Genomic DNA, 15,338 nt, shown 5'->3' with positions numbered 1-15,338 from the left:
CACCATTGAAACCCATCCTCCCCTGCCCCATCTAAGCACCATAGCCATTCACGCAGGTGCCCCATGAGCGACCAGCAGGATTTCCCGGAACATCCCGACGAACACAGCGAAGTCGAACACCTCGATACCTCGGCCACCCCCGGCCACCACCTCGCCCTGCCCGGCCAGCAGCTGCCGGACAAGGTCTACGTGATCCCGATCCACAACCGCCCGTTCTTCCCCGCGCAAGTGCTGCCGGTGATCGTCAACGAAGAACCCTGGGCCGAAACCCTCGACCTGGTCGCCAAGACCCCGCACCACTCCCTGGCGCTGTTCTTCATGGACACCCCGCCGGAAGACCACCGCCACTTCGACACCAAGGCCCTGCCCGAGTACGGCACGCTGGTGAAGGTGCACCACGCCAGCCGCGAAGGCGGCAAGCTGCAGTTCGTCGCCCAGGGCCTGACCCGGGTGCGCATCCGCACCTGGCTCAAGCACCATCGCCCGCCCTACCTGGTGGAAGTCGACTACCCACGCCAGCCGGCCGAGCCCACCGACGAGGTCAAGGCCTACGGCATGGCCCTGATCAACGCGATCAAGGAGCTGCTGCCGCTCAACCCGCTGTACAGCGAAGAGCTGAAGAACTACCTCAACCGCTTCAGCCCCAACGACCCGTCGCCACTGACCGACTTTGCCGCCGCCCTCACCTCGGCCACCGGCAACCAGCTGCAGGAAGTGCTCGACTGCGTGCCCATGCTCAAGCGCATGGAAAAGGTCCTGCCGATGCTGCGCAAGGAAGTCGAGGTGGCCCGGCTGCAGAACGAGATCTCCGCCGAGGTGAACCGGCAGATCGGCGAGCACCAGCGCGAGTTCTTCCTCAAGGAGCAGCTCAAGGTCATCCAGCAGGAGCTGGGCCTGACCAAGGACGACCGCAGCGCCGACCTGGAGCAGTTCCAGCAGCGCCTGGAGGGCAAGACCCTGCCTGACCAGGCGAAAAAACGCATCGACGAAGAGATGGGCAAGCTGGCCATCCTCGAGACCGGCTCGCCGGAGTACGCCGTTACCCGCAACTACCTGGAATGGGCCACGGCCCTGCCCTGGGGCGTGTACGGCAAGGACAAGCTCGACCTCAAGCACGCGCGCAAGGTGCTCGACCGCCACCACGCGGGCCTGGACGACATCAAGGAACGTATCCTCGAGTTCCTCGCCGTGGGCGCCTGGAAGGGTGAGATCAGCGGCTCCATCGTGCTGCTGGTGGGCCCGCCGGGCGTGGGCAAGACCAGCATCGGCAAGTCCATCGCCGAATCCCTGGGCCGGCCGTTCTACCGCTTCAGTGTCGGCGGCATGCGCGACGAGGCCGAGATCAAGGGCCACCGCCGCACCTATATCGGCGCCCAGCCGGGCAAGCTGGTGCAGGCGCTGAAGGAAGTCGAGGTGATGAACCCGGTGATCATGCTCGACGAGATCGACAAGATGGGCCAGAGCTACCAGGGCGACCCGGCCTCGGCGCTGCTGGAGACCCTCGACCCCGAGCAGAACGTCGACTTCCTCGACCATTACCTGGACCTGCGCCTGGACCTGTCCAAGGTGCTGTTCGTCTGCACCGCCAACACCCTCGACTCGATCCCCGGCCCCTTGCTCGACCGCATGGAAGTGATCCGCCTGTCCGGCTACATCACCGAAGAGAAGCTGGCCATCGCCAAGCGTCACCTGTGGCCCAAGCAACTGGAGAAGGCCGGCGTGTCCAAGGCCAGCCTGGGCATCAACGACGCCGCCCTGCGCGCAGTGATCGAAGGCTACGCCCGCGAAGCCGGGGTGCGGCAGCTGGAAAAACAGCTGGGCAAGCTGGTGCGCAAGTCGGTGGTCAAGCTGCTCGAGGACCCCGAGGCCAAGATCAGGATTGCCGCCAAGGACCTGGAGCCCGCCCTGGGCATGCCGGTGTTCCGCAGCGAACAGGTGCTGGCCGGCAAGGGCGTGATCACCGGCCTGGCCTGGACCAGCATGGGCGGTGCGACCCTGCCCATCGAAGCCACCCCCATCCATACCCTCAGTCGTGGCCTCAAGCTCACCGGACAGCTGGGCGAGGTGATGAAGGAGTCGGCGGAGATCGCCTACAGCTACGTCAGCTCGAACCTGAAGCAGTTCGGCGGTACGCCGGGTTATTTCAACGAGGCCTTCATCCACCTGCATGTCCCTGAAGGCGCCACGCCGAAGGACGGCCCCAGCGCCGGCGTGACCATGGCCAGCGCCCTGCTGTCGCTGGCCCGTGACCAGGCGCCGAAAAAGGGCGTGGCGATGACCGGCGAGCTGACCCTGACCGGCCAGGTGCTGCCGATCGGCGGGGTGCGCGAGAAGGTGATCGCGGCGCGCCGGCAGAAGATCTTCGAACTGATCCTGCCGGAGGCCAACCGCGGTGACTTCGAAGAGTTGCCCGAATACCTGAAAGACGGTTTGACCGTGCATTTCGCCAAGCGCTTTGCCGACGTGGCGAAAGTGCTGTTCTAAAAAGCCCAAGCCAGCTCCTGCAGGAACCTGTAGGAGCGGGCTTGCCCCGCGATCTGGCCCGCACAGACCACACAAACTTCCGACAGCTTCGGTTATCCTCAGGCAACTTCAGCCTCAGGAGCCAACATGATCGCCCCTCGTCTGCTCGTCCCCCTGGGTCTGGCCCTGCTCACCGCCTGCGCCCAGCACCCGCAACACACCGTCGAACTGGACGGCGACAGCGAGTGCCCCAAGCGTCTGGTCGTCGGCCAGACCATGACCCTCACGCTGCCCAGCAACCCCACCACCGGCTACCGCTGGCTGCTGCAGAACCCGGCCCCGGAGATCCTGCGCAGCCTCGGCCCCGAGGTATACAACTCACCGGAACAAGCCGGCATCGTCGGCAGCGGCGGGCTTTCCACCTGGCGTTTCCAGGCCAAGGCCGCCGGCGAGGGTCACCTGATCCTGGTCTACCAGCAGCCGTGGGCCCCGGAAGTGCGCCCGGTGCAGACCTTCGATTGCGCCATCCGGGTCAAGTAAGCGGGCGGCGCCGGTCAGCGAATCATGCAAGCTTGCCGTGGTTTGGCTAGAATGCCGCCCCTGTAGATTGCCAGCCGCCTGGACCCACCCGTGAGCAAACAACCCGACCGCCTATTCGCCCAACCCCTGGAGCAGGTGCCCGACTTCGTCTTCAACGAAGACGTGGTGCAGGTGTTCCCGGACATGATCAAGCGCTCGGTGCCCGGTTACCCGACCATCGTCGAGAACCTCGGCGTGCTGGCCGCGCGCTTCGCCCAGCCGAACTCCGCGCTGTACGACCTCGGCGCCTCGCTGGGCGCGGTGACCCAGGCGCTGCGTCGCCATGTGCGCACGGACGGCTGCCGGGTCATCGCGGTGGACAACTCCGCGGCCATGGTCGAGCGCTGCCGCCAGTACCTCACCGCCCAGGACTCGATGTTCCAGGAGCTGCTGCCGGTGCAGGTGCTGGAGGCCGACATCCTCGCCCTGCCCTTCGAGCCCGCCTCGGTGGTGGCGATGAACTTCACCCTGCAGTTCGTCGCCCCCGAGCAGCGCCTGGAGCTGCTGGGCCGCATCCGCCAGGCCCTGTTGCCGGGCGGTGCGCTGATCCTCTCGGAAAAACTGCGCTTCACCGACGCGCAGGAGCAGGACCTGCTCAACGAACTGCACCTGGACTTCAAGCGTGCCAATGGCTACAGCGAACTGGAAATCGCCCAGAAGCGCAGTGCCATCGAGAACGTGATGAAGCCCGACACCCTGGAGACCCATGAACAGCGCCTGCGCGCTGCCGGTTTCTCCAAGGTCGTGCCCTGGTTCCAATGCCTCAACTTCGCCTCGCTGATAGCCCTGCCATGATCGATCTGTCCCCCCTCGTCCGCCGCCTGGCGGGCACGCCCCTTGCCACCTGGTCCCAGGGCCTGCAGGCGCAACTCGAAGCCAAGCTGGAAAAGGGCCACGGCGACCTCGACCGCTGGCGTGGCGCCCTCGAGGCACTGCCGCAGCTGACCCCGAGCGAGATCGACCTGGTCGACGGCCTGCGCCTGGACTGCACCTGCGACGACGCCACCCGGGCGCAGATGCGCCAGGCGCTGATGGGCCTGTCGCCCTGGCGCAAGGGCCCGTTCGACCTGTTCGGCGTGCATGTCGACACCGAATGGCGCTCGGACTGGAAATGGTCGCGGGTCGGCCCGCACCTGGACCTCAAGGGCAAGCGTGTGCTCGACGTCGGCTGCGGCAACGGCTACTACCAGTGGCGTATGCTCGGCGCCGGCGCCGACATGGTCATCGGCGTGGACCCCAACTGGCTGTTCTTCTGCCAGTTCCAGGCCGTGCAGCAGTACCTGCCTGAACTGCCGGCCTGGCACCTGCCGTTCGCCCTCGAAGAGCTGCCGGCCAACCTCGAAGGCTTCGACACCGTGTTCTCCATGGGCGTGTTCTACCACCGCCGCTCGCCCATCGAGCACCTGCTGGCGCTCAAGGACTGCCTGGTCAAGGGCGGTGAACTGGTGCTGGAAACCCTGGTGATCGAGGGTGACGAAAACCAGGTGCTGGTACCCGAGGATCGCTACGCGCAGATGCGCAACGTCTGGTTCCTGCCGTCGGTGCCGGCCCTGGAGCGCTGGCTGCGCCGCGCCGGCTTCAGCGATGTGCGCTGCGTCGATGTCAGCGTCACCAGCATCGAGGAGCAGCGCAGCACCGAGTGGATGCGCTACCAGTCGCTGGGCGACTTCCTCGACCCGAACGACCACGGCAAGACCGTCGAAGGCCTGCCGGCCCCGCGTCGCGCCACATTGCTGGCACGCAAATAAAAAAAGGCGCCCGTTCGGGCGCCCAGGGTCACCTGCGCCGAGGAGCTGTCGCGGTGCAGGTGTGTGGTACTCAGTCCTTGGCCAGTTCGCGGGCCTTTTCCTCGGCCTCGCGCTCGGCCAGCGCCTGCTGCTTGTCGCCGTGCAGGCGAGCCTGGTCGTCGCGGAACGCTTGCCAGAATTGCTTCGAACGTTCCGCGCCACCCTCGGCGAAAACACTGGTGCTGCCCAAGGCGAGAATCGCCAGCAGCAGGTACTTGGTCAGGTTCATCGTGCTTGCCTCGTGTTAACCGTTTCGACAGGGCCATCATCGCAAGCGGCAGCTAACGCCAAGGTGAGGCGGACATTACAGTCCTGCAAGACAACCGCATCGCGGGGCAAGCCCGCTCGCACAGGATCGCCCTGTCAGGCACATGACCCGCGTATTACAAATCCGTTATTCCCGCCGCTTGCCCATTCGCATCCAGTAACATCCTCGCCGCTTGACCCTGATGTCACTACAGGGTCGAGAATCGCCCCCTTTCCACACAGAGCCCGACCATGCGCCTACTGATCATCGAGGACGAACCCCGCACCGCCGACTACCTGCAACAGGGCCTGCGCGAGAACGGCTACGTGGTCGATTGCGCCCACACCGGCACCGACGGCCTGCACCTGGCCCGCCAGCAGGCGTACGACCTGGTGATCCTCGATGTCAACCTGCCCGGGCTCGATGGCTGGGGCGTGCTGCAGCGCCTGCGCGCCGAATCCTCGACGCGGATCATGATGCTCACCGCCCATGGCCGCCTGGCCGACCGGGTCAAGGGGCTGGACCTGGGCGCTGACGACTATCTGCTCAAGCCCTTCGAGTTCCCCGAACTGCTGGCGCGCATCCGCAGCCTGTTGCGGCGCAACGACCAGCATCTGCAGCCAAGCACGCTGAAGGTCGCCGACCTCGAACTCGACCCCGGCCGCCACCGGGCCTGGCGCGGCGGCCAGCGCATCGACCTGACCGCCAAGGAATTCGCCCTGTTGCACCTGCTGATGCGCCAGAGCGGCGAGGTGCTGTCGCGCACGCAGATCATCTCGCTGGTGTGGGACATGAACTTCGACTGCGACACCAACGTGGTGGAGGTGTCGATCCGCCGCCTGCGGGCAAAGATCGACGACCCGTTCGAGGACAAGCTGATCCACACCCTGCGCGGCGTCGGCTACGTGCTCGAGGCACGGACGTGAAGCGCTCCAGCCTGTCGCTGCGCCTGGGCCTGACCGTCACCTTGCTGGGCGCGGCGCTGGTCTTGCTGCTGGCGTGCCTGGCGGTGTTCGCCCTCGACCACGAGCTGGACAGCCGGGCGCGTAAGGACCTGGCGCGCAAGATGCAACAGGTCGAACACAACCTGCGCGTCGATCTGCGCAGCGACGATCTGGGTGCCCGCGCCCACCCCCTGCTCGACCTGGTCATGGGGCACGACAACCTCAGCCTCAGCGTGCTGGCCGTCAACGGCCGCCACCCCGCCCTGCTCAGCCTGGGGCCGGCGCTGCAGTCGCAGCACCTGCTGAACCAGGAGGCCGACAACCAGCTGACCTTCCATACCTGGCGCGACGATGATGGTAATCAGATCCTCACTGCCAGCCGCCTGATGCGCCTGCGCGACGACACCCCGGTCAAGGTGCTGATGTCGCTCAACCGCAGCGATGACAACAGCCTGTTGCAGGCCTACCTGAACTCGACCCTGCTGGCCCTGCCGCTGCTGCTGGTGCTGATCGGCATCGCCGCGTGGAAGCTGGTGCAGCGCGGCCTGCGCCCGCTGCGGCACTTTCGCCGGATCGCCGGGCAGGTCTCGACCCAGGACCTGGCGCATCGCCTGCCGGACGAGGGCCTGCCTGCCGAGCTGGCCGACCTGGCCCGTGCCATCAACGTCATGCTCGACCGGCTCGACCAGGGCGTGCGCCAGCTGTCGCAGTTTTCCGACGACCTGGCCCACGAACTGCGCACGCCGATCGGCAACCTGATGGGCAAGGCCCAGGTGACCCTGGCCCGCGAGCGTGATGGCGACAAGTATCGCGAGGCGCTGGAGGACAGCGTCGAAGAGCTGACCCGGCTCAACCGCATCATCAACGACATGCTGTTCCTGGCCCAGGTCAGCCAGCCGCAGACCCAGGTGGCACTGACCCCTGTGGCGCTGGCAGACGAAGTGGCGCGGGTGAGTGAGCTGTTCACCTTCAGCGCCGAGCTCAAGGGCATCTCCCTGCACTTGCAAGGCTGGGGTACCGCGATGGCGGACAAGCTGATGTTCCAGCGGGCGCTGTCGAACCTGCTGAGCAATGCGATTCGCCATGGCCCTGAAGGCCAGCCGGTGGCCGTGGGGATTGAGCGAGTCGGTGACCAGGTCTGCGTGTGGGTGGAAAATCGCGGGCCGGGGATTGGCGAGGCGCATTTGCCGCACCTGTTCGAGCGGTTCTACAGGGCCGGGGCCGGGCGTTCGCGATTGGAAGGCGGGACGGGGTTGGGGCTGGCGATCGTGAAGTCGATCATGCAGTTGCATGGGGGGCGGGTGGAGGTTCAGAGCCAACCAGCGGGCCCGACTCGCTTCACCCTGGTGTTCCAGGCCGAGTGATCCACCGCCAGCGCCGGCCTCTTCGCGGGTAAACCCGCTCCCACAGGGATCTCACCAGCCCTGGGGCTTGCCCAGTACCTGTGGGAGCGGGTTTACCCGCGAAAGGGCCGGTACTGAAGAGCGCTGATCAGCGCGAAGCGGCGACGATCAGTGCCTTCATCTCTGCTACCGCCGCCTTGAAACCGACAAACAGCGCATGGGCCACCAGCGCGTGGCCGATGTTCAGTTCGTTGATGCCCTTGATCGCGGCCACGGCCTCGACGTTGTGGTAGTGCAGGCCATGGCCGGCATTGACGATCAGGCCCTGGCTAACGCCAAATGCCACGCCATCGACAATACGCTTGAGCTCCTCGGCCACCTCGGTCGGTGTCTCGGCGTCCGCATAGCGGCCGGTGTGCAGCTCGATGGCCGGCGCGCCGACACGGCGCGAAGCCTCGATCTGCCGCTCGTCGGCATCGATGAACAGCGACACCTCGGCGCCAGTGCGCGACAGGCGCTCGACCGCCGCCTTGATCCGCGCTTCCTGGCCGGCCACATCGAGGCCGCCTTCGGTAGTCAGTTCCTGGCGGGTTTCCGGCACCAGACAGATATGCGCCGGGCGGATCTTCTCGGCGAAGGCCATCATCTCTTCGGTGACGCCCATCTCGAAGTTCATGCGGGTCTGCAGCACGTCCTTGAGCAGCAGCACGTCGCGCTCCTGGATATGCCGGCGGTCTTCGCGCAGGTGCACGGTGATGCCGTCGGCACCCGCTTCCTCGGCGTCCAGGGCGGCCTTGACCGGGTCCGGATAGCGGGTGCCCCGGGCCTGGCGCAAGGTCGCCACGTGGTCGATGTTGACGCCGAGAAGCATGCGGTTGCTGTGAGTCACGAAGGGGCACTCCTGAAGGTTGAGGGCCACAGCATACGTGCTGATCAGCGCTTGCGAAACAGTTCCCGGCTGACCAGCGGCTTGGGCCCCAGGTGCACCGCCAGGGCCTGGCGCATCAGGCGCTTGGCGGCGAGCAAGGCGCCGGGCGCCTCCCAATCGGCCTGGGCCAGGGCCAGCAGCTCGCTGCCCTTGAACAGCCCGGGCTGGAACAGCTCGACCCGCTCAAGGCCAGCGTCCACCTGCAGGCGATAGAGCCCCTCGGCGACGACGGCGCTGTCGTTGACGTCATGATCCAAAGCGAAGGCATAACCCAGCTCGTCCAGCAGGCGCCATTCGAAGGAGCGCAGCAACGGCTCCAGCGGCCGCCCGGCGGCCAGGGCCTGCAAGGTCAGGGTGTAGTGTTCGAACAACGCCGGGTGCGGCGCCTCGGCGGGCAACAGGCGCATCAGCAGCTCATTGAGGTAGAGTCCGCTGAACAGCGCGTCGCCATGCAGCCAGGCGGCAATGCCGGAGCTGTCCAGGCGGCCGACGTTCTTCAGTTCGCCGCGCCCGCGCAGTTCGACTTCCAGCGGCACGAACGGCCGCACCAGGCTGCCACCCTTGCCCCGCGCCCGGCGCAGCACCGCCCGCACCCGCCCCTGGGGGGTGAGGAAGTCCACCAGCGCGCTGGTTTCCTTGTAGGGGCGGCTGTGCAGCACGTAGGCGGGTTGGGGGGCTGGTTGTTCCATGACGATCTCTGAACCCAGGTTTGACGCAACCCATGTAGGAGCGGCCTTGTGCCGCGAAAGGGTCGCGCAGCGGCCCCAAGACCCACGTAGTAATCGAGATCTTGGGGCCGCTGCGCGACCCTTTCGCGGCACAAGGCCGCTCCTACAGAGGGGGTACAGGCTTTACAGGTCGCCGTAACCCAGCGACCGCAGGGCGCGCTCGTCGTCGGACCAGCCACCCTTGACCTTGACCCACAGGTTGAGCATGACCTTGGAGTCGAACAGCACTTCCATGTCCTTGCGCGCCTCGGAACCGATGCGTTTGATACGCTCGCCCTTGTCGCCAATGATGATCTTCTTCTGCCCGTCACGCTCGACCAGGATCAGCGCATGGATATGCAGCACATGGCCCTGCTGCTTGAACTCCTCGATTTCCACGGTGATCTGGTACGGCAGCTCCGCGCCCAGCTGGCGCATGATCTTCTCGCGCACCAGTTCGGCGGCGAGGAAGCGGCTGCTGCGGTCGGTGATCTGGTCTTCCGGGAAGAAGTGTTCGTTCTCCGGCAGGTGCTTGGCGATCTGGGCTTCCAGCGCTTCGAGGTTGTGCCCCTGCTGCGCGGAGATCGGCATCACTTCGGCGTTCGGCAGTTGTTCCTGCAGCCATTGCAGATGCGGGATCAGCTCGGACTTCTCTTCCATGCGGTCGGTCTTGTTGACCGCAATGATCAACGGGCCGGTGACGTACTGCACCCTCTCCAGCACAAGCTGGTCCTCGTCGGTCCACTTGGTACGGTCGACCACGAAGATCACCACGTCGACGTCCTTGAGGGCCGCCGAGGCGTTGCGGTTCATGTAGCGGTTGAGCGCCTTGTCGTTGGCCTTGTGCATGCCGGGGGTATCGACATAGATCGCCTGCACGTCACCCTCGGTCTTGATACCGAGCATGTTGTGGCGGGTGGTCTGCGGCTTGCGCGAGGTAATCGCCAGCTTCTGCCCGAGGATGTGGTTGAGCAGCGTGGACTTGCCCACGTTGGGGCGACCGACAATGGCGACATAGCCGCAGCGGGTCGAAGTGTTCTCAGTCATTGCCATTCTCCACGCCCAGGGCGATCAATGCGGCGGCAGCGGCGACCTGCTCGGCGATACGCCGGCTCACGCCCTGGCCGCGGCTTTTCTTGTTCAGCAGGACCACTTCGCATTCGACGAAGAAGGTCCGGCAGTGCGGTTCGCCCTGGATGTCCACCACTTCGTAGCGTGGCAGCTCGCAGGCACGCGACTGCAGGAACTCCTGCAGGCGGGTCTTGGGGTCCTTGTTGGTGTCGACCAGGGTCAGCCCGTCGAACTCATCGGTCAGCCAGGCCAGGATACGCTCGCGGGCGGTCTGCATGTCGGCGTCCTGGTAGATGGCGCCGATCAGGGCCTCGAGGGCGTCGGCGAGGATCGACTCGCGACGAAAGCCACCGCTCTTGAGTTCGCCCGAGCCTAGGCGCAGGTACTCGCCCAGGTCGAAGCCACGGGCCAGACGGGCCAGGGTCTCGCCCTTGACCAGGCGTGCACGCAGGCGCGACAGCTGGCCTTCGCGGGCCTGCGGGAAGCGCTCGAACAGCGCCTCGCCGACCACGAAGTTGAGGATGGCATCGCCAAGGAATTCCAGGCGCTCGTTATTGCGCCCGGCATAGCTGCGATGGGTCAGGGCCAGCAGCATCTGGTCCTGGTTCTTGAAGGTGTAGCCGAGCTTGCGCTCCAGGCGGGCCAGGGAAGCGCTCATGGGGCCACCCGTGCAATGTTCAACGCGTTGTTCAAATCAACATCCTGAAAGACGGTTTGACTGCGGTCTGTCGCCGGAAACGGCGAAAGCTCTCGCTCCCTGAGAACACAGCCTATGTCAGAAATGCAATCGGCGCTGTCCGTGGACAGCGCCGTCGTTACTCAATGGATCAGCCCGACCCGCGACAGGTTCGGGAAGTGGCTGAGTTTCGGCTCCGGCCAGCTCATCCACACCGCGAACGCCTTGCCGACGATGTTCCGGTCAGGAACCATGCCGTGCAGCTCCTTGGGAATATTCGGGTCATCCCAGAAGCGGCTGTCGTTGGAGTTGTCGCGGTTGTCGCCCATCATGAAGTAATGACCGGCCGGCACGGTCCATTGCTGGTCCGGCGGCATGCGGTAGCGGGTCATTTCCTTGCGGATCAGGTGCTCGGCTTCACCGAGCTTTTCCTTGTACAGCTCGGCGCTGCCCAGGGTACCCGGCTCGCTGCCGACCAGTTGCTCGGCGATCGACTGGCCGTTGACGAACAGTCGCTTGTCGCTGGTGTAGCGCACCACGTCGCCCGGCAGTCCGACCACACGCTTGATGTAGTTGACGTTGGGGTCGCTTGGGTAGCGGAACACCATCACATCCCCGCGCTGCGGATCGCCCACCTCGATGACCTTCTTGTCGATCACCGGCAGGCGAATGCCGTAGGAGAACTTGTTCACCAGGATGAAGTCGCCCACTTCCAGCGTCGGCTTCATCGACCCCGACGGGATCTGGAACGGCTCGACCAGGAACGAACGCAGCACCAGCACGATGAACAGCACCGGGAAGAACGACTTGCCGTACTCGACCAGCAAGGGCTCCTTGTTCAGGCGTTCGACCACGGCCATTTCGGGCTGGCTGACGCTGCCCTGGTAGTTGGCGATCGCCGCCCGCCGGCGCGGGGCCAGGAACAGCAGGTCGATCAGACCCAACAGACCGCAGACGGCGACGGCGATGACGAGCAACAGCGGGAAATTTAGCGACATAGGACCTAGCTATCCAACCTGAGCACGGCAAGGAAGGCTTCCTGTGGAATCTCCACGTTACCCACCTGCTTCATGCGTTTCTTACCGGCCTTCTGCTTCTCCAGCAGCTTCTTCTTACGGCTGACGTCACCACCGTAGCACTTGGCCAGTACGTTCTTTCTGAGCGCCTTGACGGTTGTCCGCGCGATGATCTGGCCGCCAATGGCTGCCTGGATCGCCACATCGAACATCTGCCGAGGGATCAGTTCCTTCATCTTTTCGGTCAATGCGCGGCCTTTGTAGGCGGCATTGTCGCGGTGCACGATCAGGGCCAGGGCATCGACCTTGTCGCCGTTGATCAACACGTCCAGCTTGACCAGGTTGGCCGACTGGTAACGGTCGAAATGGTAGTCCAACGAGGCGTAACCGCGGCTGGTCGACTTCAGGCGGTCGAAGAAGTCCAGCACCACTTCGTTCATCGGCAGGTCGTAGCGCACCTGCACCTGGCTGCCGAGGAACTGCATGTCGCGCTGCACGCCACGCTTCTCGATGCACAGGGTGATGACGTTGCCCAGGTGCTCCTGTGGCACCAGGATGGTCGCGGTGACGATCGGCTCACGGAAGTCGTTGACCGCCGAGACGTCCGGCAGCTTCGATGGGTTGTCGACGGTGATGGTCTCGCCGGTCTTGAGCTCCAGCTCGTAGATCACGCTCGGCGCGGTGGTGATCAGGTCCAGGTCGTATTCGCGCTCCAGGCGCTCCTGGATGATCTCCATGTGCAGCATGCCGAGGAAGCCGCAACGGAAGCCGAAGCCCAGGGCGTCGGAGCTTTCCGGCATGTACTGCAACGACGAGTCGTTCAGGGTCAGCTTCTGCAGGGCGTCGCGGAAGTCCTCGAAGTCGTCGGAACTGACCGGGAACAGGCCGGCGTAGACCTGCGGCTGGATCTTCTTGAAGCCTGGCAGCACTTCGACTTCAGGCGTGTTGGACAGGGTCAGGGTGTCGCCCACCGGCGCGCCGTGAATGTCCTTGATGCTGGCGATGATGAAGCCCACTTCACCGGCTTTCAGATCGGCAGTCTGGGTGTGTTTCGGGGTGAACACGCCGACGCTGTCGACCAGGTGCACCTTACCGGTGGACTTGACCAGGATCTTGTCGCCCTTCTTGACGCGGCCCTGGCGCACGCGCACCAGCGAGACCACGCCCAGGTAGTTGTCGAACCAGGAGTCGATGATCAGTGCCTGCAGCGGCGCATCGATCTCGCCCTCCGGCGCGGGGATGGTCTGCACCAGGCGCTCGAGTACCTCGTCGACGCCCATGCCGCTCTTGGCGCTACAGGCCACGGCATCGGTGGCGTCGATGCCGATGATCTTCTCGATCTCGTCCTTGACGCGGTCCGGGTCGGCCTGGGGCAGGTCCATCTTGTTCAGCACGGGCATGACTTCCAGGCCCTGCTCGATGGCGGTGTAGCAGTTGGCCACGGACTGGGCCTCGACACCTTGACCGGCATCGACCACCAGCAGCGCACCCTCGCACGCCGCCAGCGAGCGCGAGACTTCATAGGTGAAGTCGACGTGGCCGGGGGTATCGATGAAGTTCAGCTGGTAGGTCTTACCATCCTGGGCCTTGTAGTGCAGCGTGACGCTGTGGGCTTTGATGGTGATACCGCGCTCGCGCTCGAGATCCATGGAGTCGAGAACCTGAGCTTCCATTTCGCGCGCAGTCAGGCCACCGCACATCTGGATGAAACGGTCGGCCAGCGTCGACTTGCCATGGTCGATGTGGGCGATGATGGAGAAATTGCGGATATGACTCAAATCACTCACAGGTCAACACTCGAAAAGGCTGCGAGCCGGACGCCCGCCGAAAAATAGCCGGGAATTGTACCTCAAGCCGGAGGGATATGGGAGATTCCTCTATCGGGTGCACTTACGCACTGTAGGAGCGGCCTTGTGCCGCGATCGGGCGCGCAGCGGCCGCAATATCCAGCATGCGCTGCACCTGGCGAGCGGTGACGGTGCCTCTGCGGCCGCTGCGCGCCCGATCGCGGCACAAGGCCGCTCCTACAGAGAATTGTGAAATTTCATGAAAAAAGGCAGCCGAAGCTGCCCTTTCCCTACTGTTCAACCCGCTTATTCAGCCAGCTTGAAGGTGATGAAGCTGGCACGCCCCTGACGCAGCACACGCATGGACACCGAACGGTTCTTCGGCAGCTCCTTGGCGATCTCGGTGAACTGCTTGGCCGAGGCGATGGCCTGGTTGTTCAGGTGGCTGATGACATCACCCGGACGCAGGCCGATCATGGCCGCCGGACCATCCTGGACTTCCTTGATGACCACGCCGCCCTTGAGTTCCAGCGACTTCTTCTGCTCGGCGGTCAGGTCCGACACGGATACGCCCAGACGGTTGCTGCTGCGCTCGGCGCTGCCATCGGCACCCGCGCCCAGACCGATGTCGGCGTCATCCTCAGGCAACGCGCCGATGGTGACGTCCAGGTTCTGACGCTTGCCGTTGCGGATGATCTCCAGCTTGGCCTTCTCGCCGTCCTTGAGGCTGCCGACCAGGTGCGGCAGGTCGGCGGACATGACGATCGGCTGGCCGTTCATGCTCAGGATCACGTCGCCCACCTGCAGGCCGCCCTTGGCTGCCGGGCCGTTTTCCAGGACCTGGGCCACCAGGGCGCCGGCCGGCTTGTCCAGGCCGAAGGACTCAGCGAGGTCCTTGTTGACCTCCTGGATCACCACGCCCAGCCAGCCGCGGCTGACCTTGCCATCTTTCTTCAGCTGGTTCGACACATCGATCGCCACGTCGATCGGGATGGCGAACGACAGGCCCATGAAGCCGCCGGAACGGGTGAAGATCTGCGAGTTGATGCCCACCACCTCGCCCTTCATGTTGAACAGCGGGCCACCGGAGTTGCCCGGGTTGATGGCCACGTCAGTCTGGATGAACGGTACATAGGTGTCGTTGGGCAGCGTACGGCCCTTGGCGCTGACGATACCTTTGGTCACCGAATGGTCGAAGCCGAACGGCGAGCCGATGGCCAGCACCCACTCACCGACCTTGAGCTTCTCCGAGTCGCCCAGCTTGACGATCGGCAGGTTCTTGCCTTCGACCTTGAGCAGGGCCACATCGGTGCGCGGGTCGGTGCCTACCAGCTTGGCCTGCAGTTCGCTGCGGTCGGACAGGCGGACGATGATCTCGTCGGCGTCGGCCACCACGTGGTTGTTGGTCAGCACATAGCCGTCGCTGGAGATAATAAAGCCCGAGCCCAGCGACTGCGCTTCGCGCTGGCGATCGCCACGGGGCGAGCGCGGCTGCTGCGGCATGTTGCGCTCGAAGAACTCGCGGAACATCGGCGGCAGGCCTTCGAGGTCCGGCATCTGCCCGGCGGCGACGCGGCGGTCCGGCAGTTTCTGCTTGGTACTGATGTTGACCACCGCCGGCGAGGCCTGCTCGACCAGGGTGGTGAAGTCCGGCAGGGACTCTTCGGCCTGGGCGTTGAGCACCTGGCCGAGCATGAGCACGGCGGCGAACATCGATAGGTAGGTTTTCAAGCGTGGTATTGACATACGGCTCCCGTCACAACGAGCGTAGTTAGCAGTAAGGTTCCCGC

The 15,338-nt window shown here is 64.9% G+C and carries 14 protein-coding genes; 6 read left to right on the top strand and 8 right to left on the bottom strand.

Translation table 11 applies throughout. The features are described from left to right. Positions 1–63: 63 nt before the first annotated feature. The 4 genes from lon (at position 64) to cmoB (ending at position 4,790) form a co-directional block, all read left to right on the top strand. The gene (gene lon / locus PRtIB026_RS09080) at positions 64–2,484 is read left to right on the top strand and encodes an endopeptidase La (RefSeq protein ID WP_203647785.1); all 2,421 of its coding nucleotides are present in this window, start codon (positions 64–66) and stop codon (positions 2,482–2,484) included. 126 nt (positions 2,485–2,610) lie between these two features. Then, positions 2,611–3,003, top strand: a complete 393-nt coding sequence (locus PRtIB026_RS09075; RefSeq protein WP_203647786.1) for a protease inhibitor I42 family protein — start codon at positions 2,611–2,613, stop codon at positions 3,001–3,003. A 90-nt stretch (positions 3,004–3,093) separates the two neighbouring features. After that, entirely contained in the window at positions 3,094–3,837 is a 744-nt protein-coding gene (gene cmoA, locus PRtIB026_RS09070; RefSeq protein WP_050703993.1) for a carboxy-S-adenosyl-L-methionine synthase CmoA, read from the top strand. Next, a complete protein-coding gene (gene cmoB / locus PRtIB026_RS09065) occupies positions 3,834–4,790 on the top strand; it encodes a tRNA 5-methoxyuridine(34)/uridine 5-oxyacetic acid(34) synthase CmoB (protein WP_203647787.1) in 957 nt (318 codons plus the stop codon). The genes cmoA and cmoB overlap by 4 nt, the downstream gene beginning before the upstream one ends. A 70-nt stretch (positions 4,791–4,860) precedes the next feature. On the opposite strand, the gene PRtIB026_RS09060 is transcribed toward cmoB, so the two are convergent. Beyond that, positions 4,861–5,058, bottom strand: coding sequence for a hypothetical protein (locus PRtIB026_RS09060; RefSeq protein ID WP_203647788.1), 198 nt, complete (start codon positions 5,056–5,058; stop codon positions 4,861–4,863). A 269-nt stretch (positions 5,059–5,327) separates the two neighbouring features. On the opposite strand from PRtIB026_RS09060, the gene PRtIB026_RS09055 reads away from it, so the two are divergent. Then, entirely contained in the window at positions 5,328–6,002 is a 675-nt protein-coding gene (locus tag PRtIB026_RS09055; RefSeq protein ID WP_050703990.1) for a heavy metal response regulator transcription factor, read from the top strand. Continuing rightward, entirely contained in the window at positions 5,999–7,384 is a 1,386-nt protein-coding gene (locus PRtIB026_RS09050; protein ID WP_232855783.1) for a heavy metal sensor histidine kinase, read from the top strand. Before PRtIB026_RS09055 ends, PRtIB026_RS09050 begins: the two co-directional genes overlap by 4 nt. 127 nt (positions 7,385–7,511) lie before the next feature. On the opposite strand, the gene pdxJ is transcribed toward PRtIB026_RS09050, so the two are convergent. The 7 genes from pdxJ to PRtIB026_RS09015 form a co-directional block, all read right to left on the bottom strand. Continuing rightward, positions 7,512–8,234, bottom strand: a complete 723-nt coding sequence (gene pdxJ, locus PRtIB026_RS09045; RefSeq protein WP_269806722.1) for a pyridoxine 5'-phosphate synthase — start codon at positions 8,232–8,234, stop codon at positions 7,512–7,514. Positions 8,235–8,296: 62 nt separating this feature from the next. Then, a complete protein-coding gene (recO, locus tag PRtIB026_RS09040; RefSeq protein WP_203647790.1) occupies positions 8,297–8,980 on the bottom strand; it encodes a DNA repair protein RecO in 684 nt (227 codons plus the stop codon). Positions 8,981–9,142: 162 nt separating this feature from the next. After that, positions 9,143–10,045 (bottom strand): GTPase Era, encoded by a 903-nt coding sequence (gene era / locus PRtIB026_RS09035; protein WP_203647791.1) that lies wholly within the window; start codon positions 10,043–10,045, stop codon positions 9,143–9,145. Next, complete coding sequence (gene rnc, locus PRtIB026_RS09030) at positions 10,038–10,727, bottom strand: ribonuclease III (protein WP_028690123.1); 690 nt, start codon at positions 10,725–10,727, stop codon at positions 10,038–10,040. Before rnc ends, era begins: the two co-directional genes overlap by 8 nt. A gap of 161 nt (positions 10,728–10,888) precedes the next feature. Beyond that, positions 10,889–11,743: a signal peptidase I gene (lepB, locus tag PRtIB026_RS09025; RefSeq protein WP_110739523.1), complete on the bottom strand. Its 855-nt coding sequence runs from the start codon at positions 11,741–11,743 to the stop codon at positions 10,889–10,891. A gap of 5 nt (positions 11,744–11,748) precedes the next feature. Next, positions 11,749–13,548, bottom strand: a complete 1,800-nt coding sequence (gene lepA, locus PRtIB026_RS09020) for a translation elongation factor 4 (protein WP_110739522.1) — start codon at positions 13,546–13,548, stop codon at positions 11,749–11,751. A gap of 306 nt (positions 13,549–13,854) precedes the next feature. Beyond that, complete coding sequence (locus tag PRtIB026_RS09015) at positions 13,855–15,261, bottom strand: DegQ family serine endoprotease (protein WP_420713659.1); 1,407 nt, start codon at positions 15,259–15,261, stop codon at positions 13,855–13,857. Positions 15,262–15,338: the final 77 nt, after the last annotated feature.

The organism is Pseudomonas sp. RtIB026 (genome assembly GCF_016861355.2).
In the GTDB taxonomy this organism is placed as follows: Bacteria; Pseudomonadota; Gammaproteobacteria; order Pseudomonadales; family Pseudomonadaceae; genus Aquipseudomonas; species Aquipseudomonas peradeniyensis.
The sequence above is the reverse complement of the archived record's forward strand: the minus strand, read 5'-3'. Positions and strand labels throughout refer to the sequence as shown.